The organism is Mucilaginibacter rubeus (assembly GCF_003286415.2).
GTDB classification, from domain to species: domain Bacteria; phylum Bacteroidota; class Bacteroidia; order Sphingobacteriales; family Sphingobacteriaceae; genus Mucilaginibacter; species Mucilaginibacter rubeus_A.
The window spans coordinates 3,417,141-3,433,197 of record NZ_CP043450.1; the positions used below are offsets into that span (position 1 = coordinate 3,417,141).

At 41.0% G+C, this 16,057-nt stretch carries 15 protein-coding genes; all 15 read left to right on the forward strand.

Going from position 1 to position 16,057, the window contains the following annotated elements:
- Position 1 precedes the first annotated feature (1 nt).
- Positions 2–1,441 carry a lipopolysaccharide biosynthesis protein gene (locus DEO27_RS13280; RefSeq protein WP_112574283.1) on the forward strand — a complete coding sequence of 480 codons (1,440 nt, stop codon included), beginning with the start codon at positions 2–4 and terminating at the stop codon, positions 1,439–1,441.
- Positions 1,438–2,613: a DegT/DnrJ/EryC1/StrS family aminotransferase gene (locus DEO27_RS13285; RefSeq protein ID WP_112574284.1), complete on the forward strand. Its 1,176-nt coding sequence runs from the start codon at positions 1,438–1,440 to the stop codon at positions 2,611–2,613. Before DEO27_RS13280 ends, DEO27_RS13285 begins: the two co-directional genes overlap by 4 nt.
- Entirely contained in the window at positions 2,610–3,467 is an 858-nt protein-coding gene (locus DEO27_RS13290; protein ID WP_223818242.1) for a glycosyltransferase family 2 protein, read from the forward strand. The genes DEO27_RS13285 and DEO27_RS13290 overlap by 4 nt, the downstream gene beginning before the upstream one ends.
- A 23-nt stretch (positions 3,468–3,490) precedes the next feature.
- Positions 3,491–4,660, forward strand: coding sequence for a glycosyltransferase family 4 protein (locus DEO27_RS13295; RefSeq protein ID WP_112574285.1), 1,170 nt, complete (start codon positions 3,491–3,493; stop codon positions 4,658–4,660).
- Positions 4,661–4,677: 17 nt separating this feature from the next.
- Positions 4,678–5,445 carry a DUF2334 domain-containing protein gene (locus DEO27_RS13300; RefSeq protein ID WP_112574286.1) on the forward strand — a complete coding sequence of 256 codons (768 nt, stop codon included), beginning with the start codon at positions 4,678–4,680 and terminating at the stop codon, positions 5,443–5,445.
- 17 nt (positions 5,446–5,462) lie between these two features.
- Positions 5,463–6,707: a DegT/DnrJ/EryC1/StrS family aminotransferase gene (locus DEO27_RS13305; protein WP_112574287.1), complete on the forward strand. Its 1,245-nt coding sequence runs from the start codon at positions 5,463–5,465 to the stop codon at positions 6,705–6,707.
- A gap of 8 nt (positions 6,708–6,715) precedes the next feature.
- Positions 6,716–7,306 (forward strand): sugar transferase, encoded by a 591-nt coding sequence (locus tag DEO27_RS13310; RefSeq protein WP_112574288.1) that lies wholly within the window; start codon positions 6,716–6,718, stop codon positions 7,304–7,306.
- Between the two features lie 12 nt (positions 7,307–7,318).
- Positions 7,319–8,548 carry an O-antigen ligase family protein gene (locus tag DEO27_RS13315; RefSeq protein ID WP_112574289.1) on the forward strand — a complete coding sequence of 410 codons (1,230 nt, stop codon included), beginning with the start codon at positions 7,319–7,321 and terminating at the stop codon, positions 8,546–8,548.
- A gap of 26 nt (positions 8,549–8,574) precedes the next feature.
- Positions 8,575–9,636 carry a glycosyltransferase gene (locus DEO27_RS13320; RefSeq protein WP_112574290.1) on the forward strand — a complete coding sequence of 354 codons (1,062 nt, stop codon included), beginning with the start codon at positions 8,575–8,577 and terminating at the stop codon, positions 9,634–9,636.
- A gap of 28 nt (positions 9,637–9,664) precedes the next feature.
- Complete coding sequence (gene asnB / locus DEO27_RS13325) at positions 9,665–11,506, forward strand: asparagine synthase (glutamine-hydrolyzing) (RefSeq protein WP_112574291.1); 1,842 nt, start codon at positions 9,665–9,667, stop codon at positions 11,504–11,506.
- A 14-nt stretch (positions 11,507–11,520) separates the two neighbouring features.
- The gene (locus tag DEO27_RS13330; protein ID WP_146750089.1) at positions 11,521–12,252 is read left to right on the forward strand and encodes a hypothetical protein; all 732 of its coding nucleotides are present in this window, start codon (positions 11,521–11,523) and stop codon (positions 12,250–12,252) included.
- Entirely contained in the window at positions 12,249–13,166 is a 918-nt protein-coding gene (locus DEO27_RS13335; RefSeq protein WP_112574293.1) for a hypothetical protein, read from the forward strand. Before DEO27_RS13330 ends, DEO27_RS13335 begins: the two co-directional genes overlap by 4 nt.
- Positions 13,166–14,236, forward strand: a complete 1,071-nt coding sequence (locus tag DEO27_RS13340; protein WP_112574294.1) for a glycosyltransferase — start codon at positions 13,166–13,168, stop codon at positions 14,234–14,236. Before DEO27_RS13335 ends, DEO27_RS13340 begins: the two co-directional genes overlap by 1 nt.
- A gap of 55 nt (positions 14,237–14,291) precedes the next feature.
- The gene (locus DEO27_RS13345; RefSeq protein ID WP_112574295.1) at positions 14,292–14,726 is read left to right on the forward strand and encodes a hypothetical protein; all 435 of its coding nucleotides are present in this window, start codon (positions 14,292–14,294) and stop codon (positions 14,724–14,726) included.
- A 200-nt stretch (positions 14,727–14,926) separates the two neighbouring features.
- Positions 14,927–16,003: an NAD-dependent epimerase gene (locus tag DEO27_RS13350; protein WP_112574296.1), complete on the forward strand. Its 1,077-nt coding sequence runs from the start codon at positions 14,927–14,929 to the stop codon at positions 16,001–16,003.
- The last annotated feature ends 54 nt before the right edge of the window (positions 16,004–16,057 follow it).

A 16,057-nucleotide genomic window follows, 5' to 3' on the forward strand; every position in this document is an offset into this window, starting at 1 on the left:
CATGAACTATAAACAAAGAGCCGTATCAGGCATAGTATGGGCGTTGTGGCAACAGCTGAGTTCAAAAGTAGTGAGCTTTGGCATTTCCATATTCCTTGCCCGGATCCTGGAGCCATCGCAATTTGGTTTATTGGCCATGCTGTCGCTTTTCATTTCGGTAGGTAACAGCCTTCTGGATGGCGGCCTTACAGCATCGCTGATCCGCACTACCGATGCCAATCAGCGTGATTACTCAACCGTGTTTTACTTCAATATCATTGGCAGCAGCATCCTGTACCTGTTACTCTTTTTAACAGCACCGCTTATTGCCGCTTTTTACCATCAGCCGTTGTTAACTTCAGTAGTACGCGTATACACCTTGATTTTGATCATAAACGCGTTTTTTGGCGTACAAAGTACGCTGCTGGTTAAGGATTTAAAATTTAAGAAGCAAACCAACATTCAAATCCCCTCGGCAATTGGCGGTGGCATATTGGGCATAATACTGGCAAAATTAGGATACGGCGTTTGGAGCCTTGTTTGGATGGGTTTATGCACATCCTTTTTATCAACAGCTATACACTGGATTACTTCAGACTGGAGACCGGCATTGATATTTGATAAAGCATGTTTTAGAAAACACATCCACTTTGGCTACAAAATGACACTATCGGGGCTAATTGATACTGTTTATCAGAATATCTACCTGATCATTATCGGTAAGTTCTTTTCGGCCACTCAGCTTGGCTACTACAGCCGGGCCGACTCGATAAGCCAGCTGCCTATCAGCAATATATCGGCAGCTATAAATAAGGTCACTTACCCCATGTTCGCGGAGATATCAAACGACCCGGTACAGTTAAAAAACGTTTATAAAAGACTCATGCAGCAGGTAGTGTTCTGGAATGCGCCGGTGCTCATTATGCTGTGTATCATTGCCAAACCACTATTTCACATTTTATTAACAGACAAATGGTTGCCCGCTGTTCCGATTTTCCAGTTATTGTGTATAGGAGGCATCATGTACCCGCTGCACTCATACAATTTAAATGTGCTAAAAGTAATGGGGCAAAGCGCGTTGTTTTTAAAATTAGAAGTTGTCAAAAAAGTTTTAAGTGTCATCGGTATCCTGTGCTTTATCCCCTTCGGCATTTATGGGCTGCTGTATTTCCAGCTATTTTTTAATGTAATTGCCTACTACATTAACTCCATTTACAGCGGGCGTTTAATTAACTACCCTGTAACCGAACAGATAAAGGATATCTTACCTACAGTAGCATTAGCCGGCGGCATCGGCCTATGCTGTTATTTTCTTGATAAGCTCCTGATTAATGATTTTTTCATCCCTACTATGCAAATTGGCATATTACTCATAGTATTTACCGCGGTTTACTATGGAGCCAGTTTATTAATTAAGCTATCTGCTATTAAAGACTTTAACCAATTAATCCTAAAACGATGATTCCTGTAACCAAACCATTTCTTCCTTCGGAAAAGGAATTCAGAGCTTACGTAAAAAGTATCTGGGAAAGACAATGGCTCACCAACAATGGCCCGCTTGTAAACACACTTGAGTTAAAACTAAAGCAATACCTGGGTATAAGCCATATGCTGTTTGTTACAAATGGTACAATAGCATTACAGTTGGCTATTAAAGCGCTTAATATAAGCGGGGAAATTATCACAACGCCATTTTCATTTGTTGCCACTACAAGCACTATTGTATGGCAAGGCTGTGAGCCGGTATTTGTGGATATTGATCCGGGGACGCTAAACATCGATCCATCTAAGATTGAAGCGGCAATTACTCCAAGAACTACAGCAATATTAGCTACACACGTTTTTGGTAACCCTTGCGATATTACAGCTATACAAGCTATTGCCGATAAGCATAACTTAAAAGTGATATACGATGCGGCACATTGCTTTGGTACTTTTTATAAAAACCGCTCGGTGTTTGAATATGGCGATATCAGCGTAACCAGTTTTCACTCAACCAAATTATACCACACCATTGAAGGTGGCGCGGTATTTACCCAGGATCCGGAATTGTTAAGGACGATGGCTCTGATGCGTAACTTCGGTTATTCAGGAGTAGATACCTTCTCTGAGGAAGGGATAAACGCAAAAAACAGCGAATTCCATGCGGCAATGGGGCTATGTAACCTGCGCCATGTTGATGAAATACTTAAGAAAAGGAAGTATTTGTATGAGCAATATCTGCAGCGTTTGAGCAACCTGAACGTTCAGTTCCAGAAACTTGAAAATGAGCAGGATTACAACTACGCATACTTCCCTATTATTTTTGAAAGTGAAGCACTGATGCACCAAAGCAAGGCAAAGCTTGAACTGGCCCAAATTTATTGCAGGCGGTATTTTTACCCTTCACTATCATCATTGCCATACGTAAAAAATCAGCCTATGCCTGTTTGCGATTCCATTGCATCAAGAATAGTTTGTTTGCCGTTATACCACACCCTTTCCCTTTCCGACCTTGATCTCATTTGCAGGTTATTGCTTCGCGCGCAGAATTTCGATAACAATGTTAAGCCGAAACATTTTGGCTCCCTGGTTACCGATAAAATTGAATCTGAAATAAACGTGACAGCCGTGAACGTAAATGGATCTGTATGATTGATGAAGAGGTAATGGTGAGTATCTGTTGTATTACTTACAACCATGAGAACTTTATAGCCGAAGCTATCCAGAGCTTTTTGATGCAAAAAACCAACTTTAAGTTTGACATCATCATTGGCGACGATTGCTCATCGGATAAAACACAATCAATAATTAAATTTTATTCGGAAACCTATCCGGGCAAGATCAAGCTGATCTCTACCCCTACCAATTCCGGGCCCCATAAAAATTTAATTAATTGTATTGCACATTGTAAGGGTAAATACATAGCACTTTGCGAAGGCGACGACTACTGGACAAATGAGTATAAGCTGCAAAAACAGGTAGACTTTTTAGAAAACAACGCCGATTTCGTTATCTGCTGCCATTATCATAAGGTAATAAATATCAACAATGAAACGCTTTATGTGCACCCCAACCCCAAACCACTGGTACATACTTATACCGATTTATTGGCCGGGAAACAGGAAGAAACAAAAACAGCAACCGTAGTTTACCGTAATACTCCCGAAACCATAAGGCTATTTTCCAAGCCCTGGTTTTTTGAATGTCACGCCGGCGACAAAATGTTTAAACTATGGGCTACTCAGCGTACAGGCGGCAAAATTTATGTGATACCCGAAGTAATGAGTTGTTATCGAAACCATAAAGGCGGTATTTGGAGCATGATCAATACCAAAGTACGTATGGAAATGGTGATCAGCGATTTTAACCTGATCATCAAAAACTTCACCTACTCTGCCATCGCCAAAAAAAAACTATTACTGCTTTATATTAAACGCTATCTGCTTTTTGAATTACAAAATAAAAGGTTTCGTAAAGCTTACGATACATTAAAATATCTGCTATAACTGCCCGCGCATTTAACACAAACATGAACATACCAGCCGCCCCCTTATCAAAACCCGTTCTGTTTTTCATTATCCCCTCACTGAAAGGTGGCGGGGCAGAAAGAGTTATCATATCGCTCGCTAATTACTTTAATAAAAACAACTTTCAGTCGGTGCTTATTTCTTTAAACAATGATATTCCGGCATATGAAATCGACAATGATGTTAAGGTATATTATCTAACAGATAGGCAGAAAAGCAGATTTGTAGACCGTGTTTATCATATAACAGAAACTTTTTATAAACTCATAAAACTATCACGAACCCTAAAGCCGGTATGTACTTTATCATTTATTACATCGGCTAACATCTGGAGCGGTATTACCTGTTCATTAACCCGTGTACCTTACATTGTTTCTGAACGTACCTCACCAGACAGGAGTGTTAACAGTTTCACTTATTGGCATAAACACCTTGCTTTATTTCTTTATAAAAGGGCGGCAGCAGTTGTTGTAAGCGCTAAAGGTGTTGAAGATTGCTTGCTGAAAGACAAGGATTTTAAAAGCCTGAGCAACATTGATCGTATTACCAATGCGGTTACCATTTTTCAGCCCGCTTCAGATGAAAAAGTACACAACCGCAGGTTTATTTTAGGTGTTGGTCGCCTGGCTTATGTAAAAGGTTTTGATATCCTTATTGATGCTTATGCAAAAACAGGCCTTGAGGATATTGATCTGATAGTTGTTGGCGACGGCGAAGAACGCGCGACCCTGGTAGAACAGATTGCTAAACTTGGCTTGAAAGACCGGGTACTGTTACCGGGCAGCCGGAACAACCTGCAGAACTATTACAGCCAGGCCGAAATATATGTACTACCATCGCGCAATGAAGGCTATCCTAACGCATTGGTTGAAGCCATGAGCTTTGGTTGCCCATCTGTTGCTTTTGACTGCAACTTTGGCCCTGCCGAGATCATTGCGAATAACGAAAACGGCATATTGGTAAATAATGGCTCTGTAAAAGGTTTAAGCGATGCCATAGCACGCCTTGCCAGCGACCAGGTTTTAAGGGATGAACTCGGCAGTAAAGCGCGCATTATATCACAAACCAATCACCCCGATAAAATATTGGGCGAATGGGAAGCCTTGATCAAAAAACATGCTGCCACATCGGCTATAACAGCTCAGATTGCAAGCAGCCAACCAGCTTTGTAACCCCCTATCACTAAAATATGTTACAATATTTAATTCGTTTAGATGATTTGTGCCCAACAAATAATCTCGCCAAATGGGACCGTTTTTTTAATTTATTTGACAGATATGGCATAAAGCCAATTATAGCAGTTATACCTGCCAACAGGGATCCTAAACTCCAGGCCTGCGGTAATTTCAACCCCTATTACTGGCAACTGGTACGCGAGCTTCAGGATAAAAATTATGTGATAGGCATGCACGGTTTTGATCATTATTATATCAATCATAACTCAGGCCTGCTAAAAATGAACAACCGGTCGGAGTTTGCCGGTGTACCTTTAGAAACCCAGAAAGAAAAAATAAGGAAGGCCTCCCAGATCTTCAGACGCGAAAACGTTCATCCTTCTGTTTTTATAGCTCCGGCACACACGTTTGATCGTAATACATTGCTGGCCTTACAGGAGTACACCAATATTAAAATAATAAGCGATGGCTTGCTCAGATCGCCTTATGTAAGGTTTGGTTTTAATTGGGTGCCTGTTCAATTATCAGAGGTTGAACAAAAAACAAAATACACCTGGACATTCAATTATCATCCTGAAACCTGTTCGGCCCGAACATTCAACGAGCTTGAAGTTTTTATCGAAAAAAACCATCAGCTTTTTGTATCACTGGATAATCTGGATTTTTCAAGCTACACCCTGGCAAATGCCATTTTTGAAAAATACTGCATTTATAAAAGATTAGCACGCGATTATGCTCAAAAAGCACTCGCTTTTATGGAACGGATCCCTGCCGGAAACTAAACCTATTTAAACCCGATATGAAAATTTCATTTGCGCCACCTTACATTGATCAGGCTGTTATAAACGAGGTAATGGATACCCTTACTTCCGGCTGGATAACCACAGGACCGAAAGTAGCCGCTCTTGAACAGCAGATGAAGCAACTTACCGCTTCAGACGCGGCCATTTGCGTAAATTCCTGGACATCAGGCGCCATACTAATGTTAAAATGGTTTGGCGTAAAAGCGGGCGATGAAGTAATTATTCCTGCTTATACCTATTGCGCTACCGCTTTAAGCGTATTGCATTGCGGAGCCACACCGGTTATTGTTGATGTTGATGATGAATGCTGTATTTCAGCAACAGCCGTAGCCAAAGCCATAACCCCAAAAACCAAGGCAATTATTGCTGTTGATATAGCAGGCTGGCCTTGCGACTACGAACAACTAAAAACTATTATCAACACGCCGGAAACTAAAAAACTCTTTGTTCCTGAAAGTCCCAAACAACAGCTTTTAGGCAGGATCCTTTTAATTTCAGACGCGGCACATTCCATAGGTGCAACCATAAATGAATTGCCTGCTGCAAAATATAGCGACGTTTCGATATTTTCATTTCATGCGGTAAAAAATGTTACTACCGCAGAAGGTGGTTGTATCTGCATTAACCTGCCAGCCAATTTCAACGCAGCCGACGAGTATAAATATTTAAAGCTTTATACGCTTAACGGCCAAACTAAAGATGCCTTTACCAAAAGCAACGGTGGCGGCTGGAAATACGATATCCTGTTTATGGGCCTCAAGATCAATATGCCCGACATTTGCGCGGCAATAGGTCTTGGCCAGCTCAAAAACTACGACGCCCAACTGCTTCCTATGCGCAAACGTGTAGCTGCAATATATTGCGACAGCTTTAAAGCCATGGACTGGTTTATTGAACCGGCATTAAAAAATGAGCAAAGGGAATCATCTTATCACCTGTTTGCTCTCCGGATTAAAGGCATAACAGAAGCTCAGCGCGATCAGATCATAGATATGATCATGGCCGAAGGGATCATGGCCAACGTGCACTTTACCCCGCTACCCATGCTAACACTATTTAAAGATCTGGGTTACGAGATTTCTCAATACTCATCAGCATATGCGCTTTATGCCAATGAGATCTCGCTGCCAATTTATCCGCAACTTACCGATGAGCAGATAGACTTCATTATTACAACCGTCATTAATTCGGTTAATGCTGTACTGGAAGTGTGTAAAGAACCTGCAAAAGTTGAATTATAAATACCATTATGCTTAAACGGCTTTTTGATATCAGCTTTTCACTTTTAGCGCTGATTATTTTGTCGCCCCTGTTTCTGCTGATAGCCATTGCTATTAAAATTAACTCAAGAGGGAGCGCGTTTTATAAACAAGCCCGGGTTGGTAAAGATGGCAACGAGTTTTACTTGTTTAAATTCAGGACCATGTTTGTAAACTCAGACAGGGCCGGCCTGCTAACCATAGGCAGTAAAGATTACCGGATTACCGGCGTAGGCTATTGGCTCAGGAAATATAAGCTTGACGAGCTGCCACAATTACTAAACGTACTGATAGGCGACATGAGCTTTGTTGGCCCCCGCCCAGAAGTACGCAAATACGTAAACCTATATACCCCGGCCCAGTTGCGGGTACTAAGCGTTAAACCAGGTGTAACAGATTGGGCATCTATCAAGTACTTCGACGAAAATGATATCCTGGCTGGTAGTGAAGATCCTGAAGATATGTATATCAGGGTGATAGTACCGTCAAAGATTAGCAAAAACCTCGAATACATTGACAACCACGGCATTTTAATGGATGTCAAAATAATACTATCTACCATAAAACGAATTTTCCAATAGTATCATTTTATCATGCTGCTTAAAAAAACGCTCTTTTATAGTTTAATGTTCTTCTATCTGTATACACTTGCCTTTGGCATTTTCATGACAGATACTTTAAGGATACCAGCGCCTGTAATTTTTTGCATGCTGTTATTCTTCGTGCAAAAGCCACTGCTGGATTTTGGCTATTACAACGAGCTGATACTTATATTAGTAGGAACTTTTTTGTATCAGGTAGTTGGCCTGAGCAATTATATCACTTTTTTTGCCATACAGCTTACCGTCATACCTTGTTCCCTGTACTTTAACTACTTTGTAGGATCAAATAAAACACGTTATTATTCTTCTATATTGATGTTCTTAACGCTGTTGGCAGGCTCTATGGTCATCATGATATTAGATCATAGTATGGCAAGCACCATTGATCCTATAAGGAGCATGTTATTAGGCGAGCCGGTTAAACAAAGTCCCGCTGGTTTAGCAGTAACCCAGTTTAACTTCGGGTACCAGGTGGTAGCAATTAGTACTTTTACTTTCATTGCTTCATGCACTACTAACCAATATGTTATAGTAAGGCTTTTAGTTTTAGCAGCCGGCATCATTTGTATTTACCTTGGCATGAACCGCTCGGCATTTATAAGCTTTGGCGCTGCTGTTACCTTGTTTTTGTTCATTTATTATCGCTATAAAGCGGTTTTCCTGGTTGCCGCCACCGTAATTATATGCTTCGGCCTTTATACTTATGTATTAAAGGATAACATGGATGAGAAAAACAACATCTTATCCAAAAATCAGGCTAAAGAAGCCAATGACTTTAACCGGGCCGATATGGCAGCGGAAAACCTTAAAATATATGCCGACTATCCTTTTGGCCTCATATTTTACGGCAAAACCTGGGACGAGGTAACTTATCGCAATCCCCTGTTTACATTCGGCCTATCATCGCACAATGCTTACCTGATGTTCATTACAGTGCTTGGCCCATTTTTAGGGCTTGGGATACTATGGGGGGTGTATTATAAAACACTCCGCTTGTTTTGGCAAACTATTAAAAACATAAAAAAGAAAAGCAGCGCAATTTATGTGGCGATATTTTTCACTTTCATAGCCCTCTCGTTAAACGCGCTATCGCACAACGGATGGCTGATGAGTGTAGATGGACCAACCATATTCATTTATTTCGCTGTATTACACTTCAACAAATTAAAAGATCCGATAAAAAAGACTGAACTGGTGCAGGAGGAAATGGCAATCGCCTAAAACTTGATCCTAATTTTTAACTTATAATGAGAAAGAAGATTTTCCTCGTCCTCAGTTCGCTTGGCGCGGGTGGTTCCGAGCGCGTTTACTGGTTGCTATCCCAATACTTTAACAAACCCGATTATGAAGTAGTAGTAGTGCTTTTGAACGGAAACATATGCAGCTTTTCGAAAGAAATAGCAGGCATCAGGTTTTTGGATCTGAAAACATTAAAAGCTTCACGCTCATTTTTTAAACTTCGGAAACTGCTGAAAGATGAAAAACCATATGCGGTTTTCTCTACTACCGATCATATCAATATACTGGTAGCTTTTGTTTCGATATTTGTAAAAGTACCTCAATTAATAGCCAGGGCATCAAACAACCCGCAGCAAATGAGGCAGTATTATGGATTTAAAGCCCGCTTTTACAATTATTTTTCAAGGTTTCTGTTTGTGCGTTTTAACACTATAGTTTGCCAGTCGGAAGAGATGAAGCAATCAGTTGCACGGCTTTACAACATCAACCTAAACAGGCTCATAGTTATCCATAACCCGGTTATTATAACCAACGTTCTGAAACCTCAGACCCAGGTATCTGATTTAAAAAGGCTGATAGCGGTTAATCGCCTGATCAAAGAAAAAGGGGTGTTCCGTTTGCTGGAGGTTATGAAAGCGCTGCCTCAAAATTATGTATTAACTATAGCCGGCGATGGCCCTCTGATGAATACATTAAAAGAAGAGGTAATAAATACCGGGCTCAACGAACGCGTAACTTTTATCGGCGAGATCAAAAACGTTGCCGAAGTTATATCTAAGCATGATTTACTGGTTTTAAGCTCCTTTACCGAGGGCTTTCCAAATGTAGTACTTGAAGCATTATCTGTTGGCGTTCCGGTTGTTACCTTCAGGGTTGGTGGAGTTGATGAACTGATCAGGGAAGGCTTCAACGGATTTATAGCAGAACAAAACGACCTTCGCACATTACAACAACAAATTATCCGCGCCTGCAGTCAAACATGGCAACATCCTAATATCAAGGCGGATATCAGTGAACGCTTTGGGCTTAACAAAATAGGCCTGGCATACGAAACATTACTTGCTAATTAACTAACTATTAACTTATTCCCCCTTTTGTATGTGCGGCATTTATGGATCAACTGTAAGGTATGACGATGATGTCATATTTCAAAAATTAGCTCGGGCAGATTTCAGAGGGCCTGATTACTCCGGGTTTGAGCACAGCGGACTGGTTACTTTAGGTCATAACCGCCTGGCTATTGTGGATCTGGATCACCGTTCAGATCAGCCATTTACCTACAATCACCTTAAAATTGTATTTAATGGCGAAATCTACAATTACAAAACCTTAAGAGTAAAATTAACCGCGTTAGGTTATAGGTTTACTACCGATTCGGACACAGAAGTAATTACCGCAGCTTTTCTTGAATACGGCGAAAACTGCGTTAATCATTTTAATGGCATGTTTGCCTTTGTTATTTATAATACCATCACTCATCAGCTTTTTGGCGCACGCGACAGGCTGGGTAAAAAACCATTTTACTATGCACATTGCGGCCTCGACTTTGAATTTGCCAGTCAGCCATCGCAAATATGCATAGGCCGTAATGTTACCCTTAATGAGCAGGCTATTAATGAATACTTTATATGGGGTTATGTACCTGAGCCTAAATCTGCATGGAACGAAATTCAAAAATTAGAGGCAGGGCATTCATTCTCTTTCGATTGCAATACCGGCATTTTTAGAGCTAAAAAATACTGGGAACTGGATTTAATGCACGCCGAACATTATGAAGGCTCATACCAGGAAGCCCAGGCCGACTTAACCCGGCTAATAACCAATGCGGTTGACATCCGCATGCACGCCGATGTGCCGCTGGGTGTTTATCTTTCGGGTGGTATCGACTCATCATTGGTTGCTTCACTTGCCGCTAAAAACTTTAAAAACGTAAAAACATTCTGCATAAAATTCAGAGAAAAAGGTTTTGATGAAAGTGTGTTTGCAGCAAAGATCGCGGCACACCTGCAAACAGATCATCATACCATCGAGTGCAACAAAGAAGAAGGCCTCGAACTAATTGAAAGCTTCGGTAGGTATTACGATGAACCTTTTGCCGATTCAAGCGCCATCCCTACCCTGCTGTTGAGCAAATACACCAAAAAACACGTTACCGTAGTTTTAAGCGGGGATGGTGGCGATGAAAGCTTTTTAGGTTACAGTCGCTATAAATGGTTTAGCATGGTTGACCAGCTGTTTAAATGTCCGCTGGCCGTGCGCAAAAAGCTGGCAGATATCATCAGTATCTCACCCAACTACAGGCATAAACTAATTGCAATAGGTATTTGTAACCCCGAAATAAGATCACTTTACGGGCTTATGCTTGGCGGACTTGAATACTCCTGGCTTGAAAACCCAAGTATCGGCCTGCAGGTACCATTCATGGATATCTGGTCGTCAAAATCAACAAGTGTTTTGCAGAAACTATCCGCGTTTGATACCAAAACTTATTTAAACGGCGATATAAACACCAAGGTTGACCGCGGTACAATGGCCTTTTCATTAGAAGCAAGGGCACCACTGATGGATCATAGGGTAGTTTCCTTTGCCCAAAACCTGCCCGATAGCTATAAATTTAAATATGGTGTACAAAAACGGATCCTGAAAGATATTTTATACCAGTACGCGCCGGCACAACTGTTTGACAGGCCAAAATCGGGCTTCACCATGCCGCTCAACCACTGGTTTAAAAACGAACTGAAAGATCATGTTATGGATAATCTTTCAATAAATGAGCTAAAGAATATCCCGGGCATTAACGTACAAAAATCATTTGACATGATAAATGATCACATGAGCGGCAAATGGAACAGGGCCACGCAGATCTGGAAGTTGCTTGTATTTACCCAATGGCTAAAAAATCAAAGTTCAAACCCAATATCAACTTACCAGGTAGCTTAAAACTTACTAACCCTATGATCCAAATTAACAACCGTGCTATGCGGATAGTCCCTTATACAGTTGTATGGTTTGCCGCGAAACCCAATTTATGGGGATGTTTTTTGAAGTATTATAAACAAAGTAAAAGCAATGAAGAAGTTCCGGGATATCGCAGGGAAGATTTTTATACCAAAGTTATCGACATTAACGAGTCGTTACCCGTTATCGAAGCCAACTTTGATAAAAATACCAATTATGAAATACGCAGAGCAGTAAAAGATGGCGTAACCACCGTAATGGGTACCAGCATTAAAAAGTTCATTGATTTTTATAATGCCTTCGCTGTTACCAAAGGATTGAAAAATCTTAACAAGAGCTTTTATAAATACAAACCTCATGTGTTTATAACGAAAGCCATTTACCAGGATGAGGACGTTGTTATGCATGCCTACATCCGCGATAATGGCTCTCAACGGGTAAGGCTCCTGCATTCAGCCTCCTTGTTCAGAAATGAAAACGACAGCCAGTTGAGAGCAGTTATAGGCAGGGCAAACCGGTTGCTGCATTTTGAAGATATCCGATTTTTTAAGCAGCAAGGCTTTAAAATTTATGACCTGGGCGGTTATGCCTATAACACTTCAGATACTGAGCTTTTAAAAATAAACAAATTCAAAGATAGTTTTGGTGGAAGCCTGCTGCAAGAAACCGACTATCTGCCTATATCACTCACACTCCTGTCATTTCTAAAAAAAGTATTCCGACTATGAAAGATCTTATCTCTGCCCTTAATTCTGTTATTCATAAATTATTCAGCTATGATAAATGGAATATAGGCTACATCATACAATCTCCCGAAAACCTAATCCGCACTCAACAACTCAACGGCAAAATCAACTGGCTATCAGAAGATAAGGCCGATTACGCTGCAGATCCTTTTACAGCAAATATAAACGGCCGTGTGCACCTCTATTACGAAGAGCTTAATTTTTGGAAGGGGCGAGGCGAGATCATGATGACGGACGATATGCATTTTAAGAACAAGAAAAAAGTAAATGGTATCATGAAAGATGATATTCACCTCTCATACCCTTATATGTTCACCGACTCCGACCAACTGTATTGCATCCCGGAAACAGCAACAGCCAAACAGGTCTCGCTGTATCAAATTGATATGAACAATCCATATAAATTTGAAAAAATAAGGGTGCTGTTAGAAGGCCAGGCATTTGTTGATAGTTCCATCATACGTTATAACAACAAATACTGGCTTTTTACCAGCGTTTCGGGGCAACATGGCGTATTATACTTGTTTTATGCAGATAATCTTGATGCCCCATTTAAAGCTCACAAACAAAACCCTATAAGGGTAGCTTCAAATGTAAGCCGTTCTGCCGGTCGGCTGTTTATTGTGGGGCAAAAACTTTATATGCCAAGCCAAAACCCTAAAAGGTGTTATGGCGGTTCGGTAATGATCAACGAAATAACCACCATCACCGAGTCTGATTTCCAATATCACACGGCGTTTGAATTGCTACCCCAGGCTCCTTATGATGAAGGCCTGCACACCATAAATTTTGAAAACGGATTATTGGTTGTTGACGGAAAACGCAAGGTATTTAGCGCCATGGGGCCGTTTAAAAAAGTGTTCAGAAAAATCAAAAACCTTAGTAAGCATAACTAATGTCAGAGATGAAGCCAAAATTGCTTTTTGTTTCAATCACCGATCAGGCAAACGGAGCCGAAAATATACTATTACAAGCGGCCAGTGCCAGCAATGCCGGTTTGCTATTTTTAAAAAAAGCAAACAGCGGAGGTTTAAGCATACCTGATGACCTGCAAGCCGAATATGTAAGTACAGGTAGCGTGTTAAGCGGCTTTTCCGGATTGATCAAGAGCTTAAGCCCTTACCGTACAGATCATATTGTTTTTAGTACCCACCCGTATTTAAACGCCTATCTGGGTTTTTTAAAGCGGATTGGATATTTAAAATCAAAATTGATAGTAAGAGAATGTTCATCTGTTTTAACCCGGTATAGTGGCATAAAAAAATGGAGCTACAAAGTTGCGTACTGGTTTGGCTATCCGGGTGTAAACCTGGTAGTATGTCAAACGGGAAGCATGCGGGATACATTTGTTGAGCACCTTCCGTACATTGATGAGCACAAGGTTATCATTCAGAAAAACCCGATTGATATTGAACAAAATTTAATAAAAGCCAAAGCAGCGCTGCCGCCGGCAGATGCAAAAGCCGAATTCATTTGCGCCGCCGGCCGGCTCATCCCCGAAAAAGGCTTTGACATACTGATCATGGCTTTTGATGAAATTAAAGCAGCGCGCCCAAATCTGAAACTATTCATATTGGGTGAGGGCCCGGAACAAGGCGCTCTCGAAAACCTGATTAGCGAATTAAAATTAAAAGACCGTGTTATATTGAAAGGCTGGGTAGCTAACCCGATGCCCTATTTTAAACAGGCCAAAGCCTGTGTGGTATCATCAATAAAAGAAGGTTTCCCGAATGTGTTATTACAAATGATGATCCTGAACCCTGTGGTGATAAGTACCAACTGCGCAGGAGGCATCGATGAAATCCCAGGAATTTACCTTGCCGAAGCCGATAATGTCAATTCATTAACAACAGCTATTAACACTGCCCTAAACACTAAAAAGCATAATAAGGACCTAATAATGCAATATGTAGAAGATCGTACCCCCGAAGTTTTTATCAAGTCAATACTTAATGCTCTGGTATAACCTCCCCCACCTATACAAGTAGCGCAACAACTTTAACTAACTAAATAAAATTAATATGAAAACAATTATCAAATCCATCCGAAATGTTGTGTTGCCTATAATAACAATTGTAGCTATTGTGGCTTCGATGAACGGCTGTAAAAAAGGAGCGCAGCCAATGCCAACAACACCCACAACTACCAATGTAGCCCCACAGGATGAAACTATCAAAACAATAAGTTTGATAGGCTTAAGGGTAGACAGCGGTTTTTGTTACAAAATTGGTTACGATCTGCCCGAAATTGGCGATTCAAATACCTCGCCAACCGTATCAAAACTCAGGCTGTTTGAAAATGGCGTTGAGCTTGGGCCGGCTCATTCTAACCACAATGATATCCGCAATTTTGGGCTGGGGCAATTTAGTCACTGGGGCAACACCCTGTATTTCTCAACTTCAGACAATAGCGATCCGCTAAAAAACGGGAGGAAATACACGTATTCTATGAAGTAAGATTTATCTGCTCACATTCAAAACTCTCGCAATTTGGTACACTTTTTACTCAGATAAATCTAATTGCATCTACCTACCATTTTCTTATTCTTTTATGTAGGCATCTACCTGAAACCTGCTTAAGCGTTCGCGCTTCTCTTTAACCAGTAATCAACCGCCTTTTCTCAAAAGGCTTCATTTAAACCTAATTTCACTCATTTATGAAAATTTTAATCACCGGCACAGCGGGGTTTATTGGCTATCATTTAACCCAAAAATTGCTAAAACGCGGCGATACCGTTGTTGGTATCGACAGCATTAACGATTACTATGATGTAAATCTAAAACATGCCCGCTTGCAGGATGCCGGTATCAAAGTGTCTGATATTGTTTATAACAAACCGGTTGTAAGCACCAGCTATCCTAATTATACTTTCGTAAAACTGGACATAACCGACAAGGAAAACCTTGAACAACAATTTCGGGATCATAAGTTTGACGCGGTTTGCAACCTGGCTGCCCAGGCAGGGGTACGCTATAGCCTTACCAACCCTGAGGTTTACATCGACTCGAACATCAAAGGCTTCCTGAACATACTGGAGTGCTGCAGGCATTTCAGCATTGATCACCTTGTTTACGCAAGTTCGTCAAGTGTGTATGGTTTAAACAAAAAAATGCCTTTCAGCGAGCATGAAATTGCCGATCATCCGGTTTCACTGTACGCGGCATCAAAAAAAGCCAATGAAATGATGGCGCATACTTACAGCCATTTGTTTAACCTTCGTACCACAGGATTGCGCTTTTTTACAGTTTACGGGCCATGGGGCCGGCCGGATATGGCTTTATTTATTTTCACCAAAGCAATTTTGGAAGGTAAACCTATCCAGGTATTTAACAATGGCAACATGCTGCGCGATTTTACCTATGTAGATGATATCGTTAACGGCATTATTCATACCATTGACCAACCGGCAGAACGCAATTATTTGTGGAACGCTCAAAATCCAGATCCGGCTACTTCATCTGCTCCGTTCAGGGTATTCAACATTGGCAGGGGCGCACCTGTAAACCTGCTTGACTTTGTTACCGAAATAGAGAAACAGGTAAATAAAAAAGCAATCAAAACATTAATGCCAATGCAGGATGGCGATGTTGCCGAAACCTGTGCCGATGTTTCAAATTTAGATGAAATGCTTGGCTACAAACCTGAAGTTTCTGTACCTACCGGGGTAGAGCGATTTATAGCGTGGTATAAAACGTACTATAACATCCAGCCCGAACCGGTTCTTGTTCACTAAGAATGCCGCTTTTGCTTAGTGCATGATCACTTGAGCAGCATTAACCTTATCTCA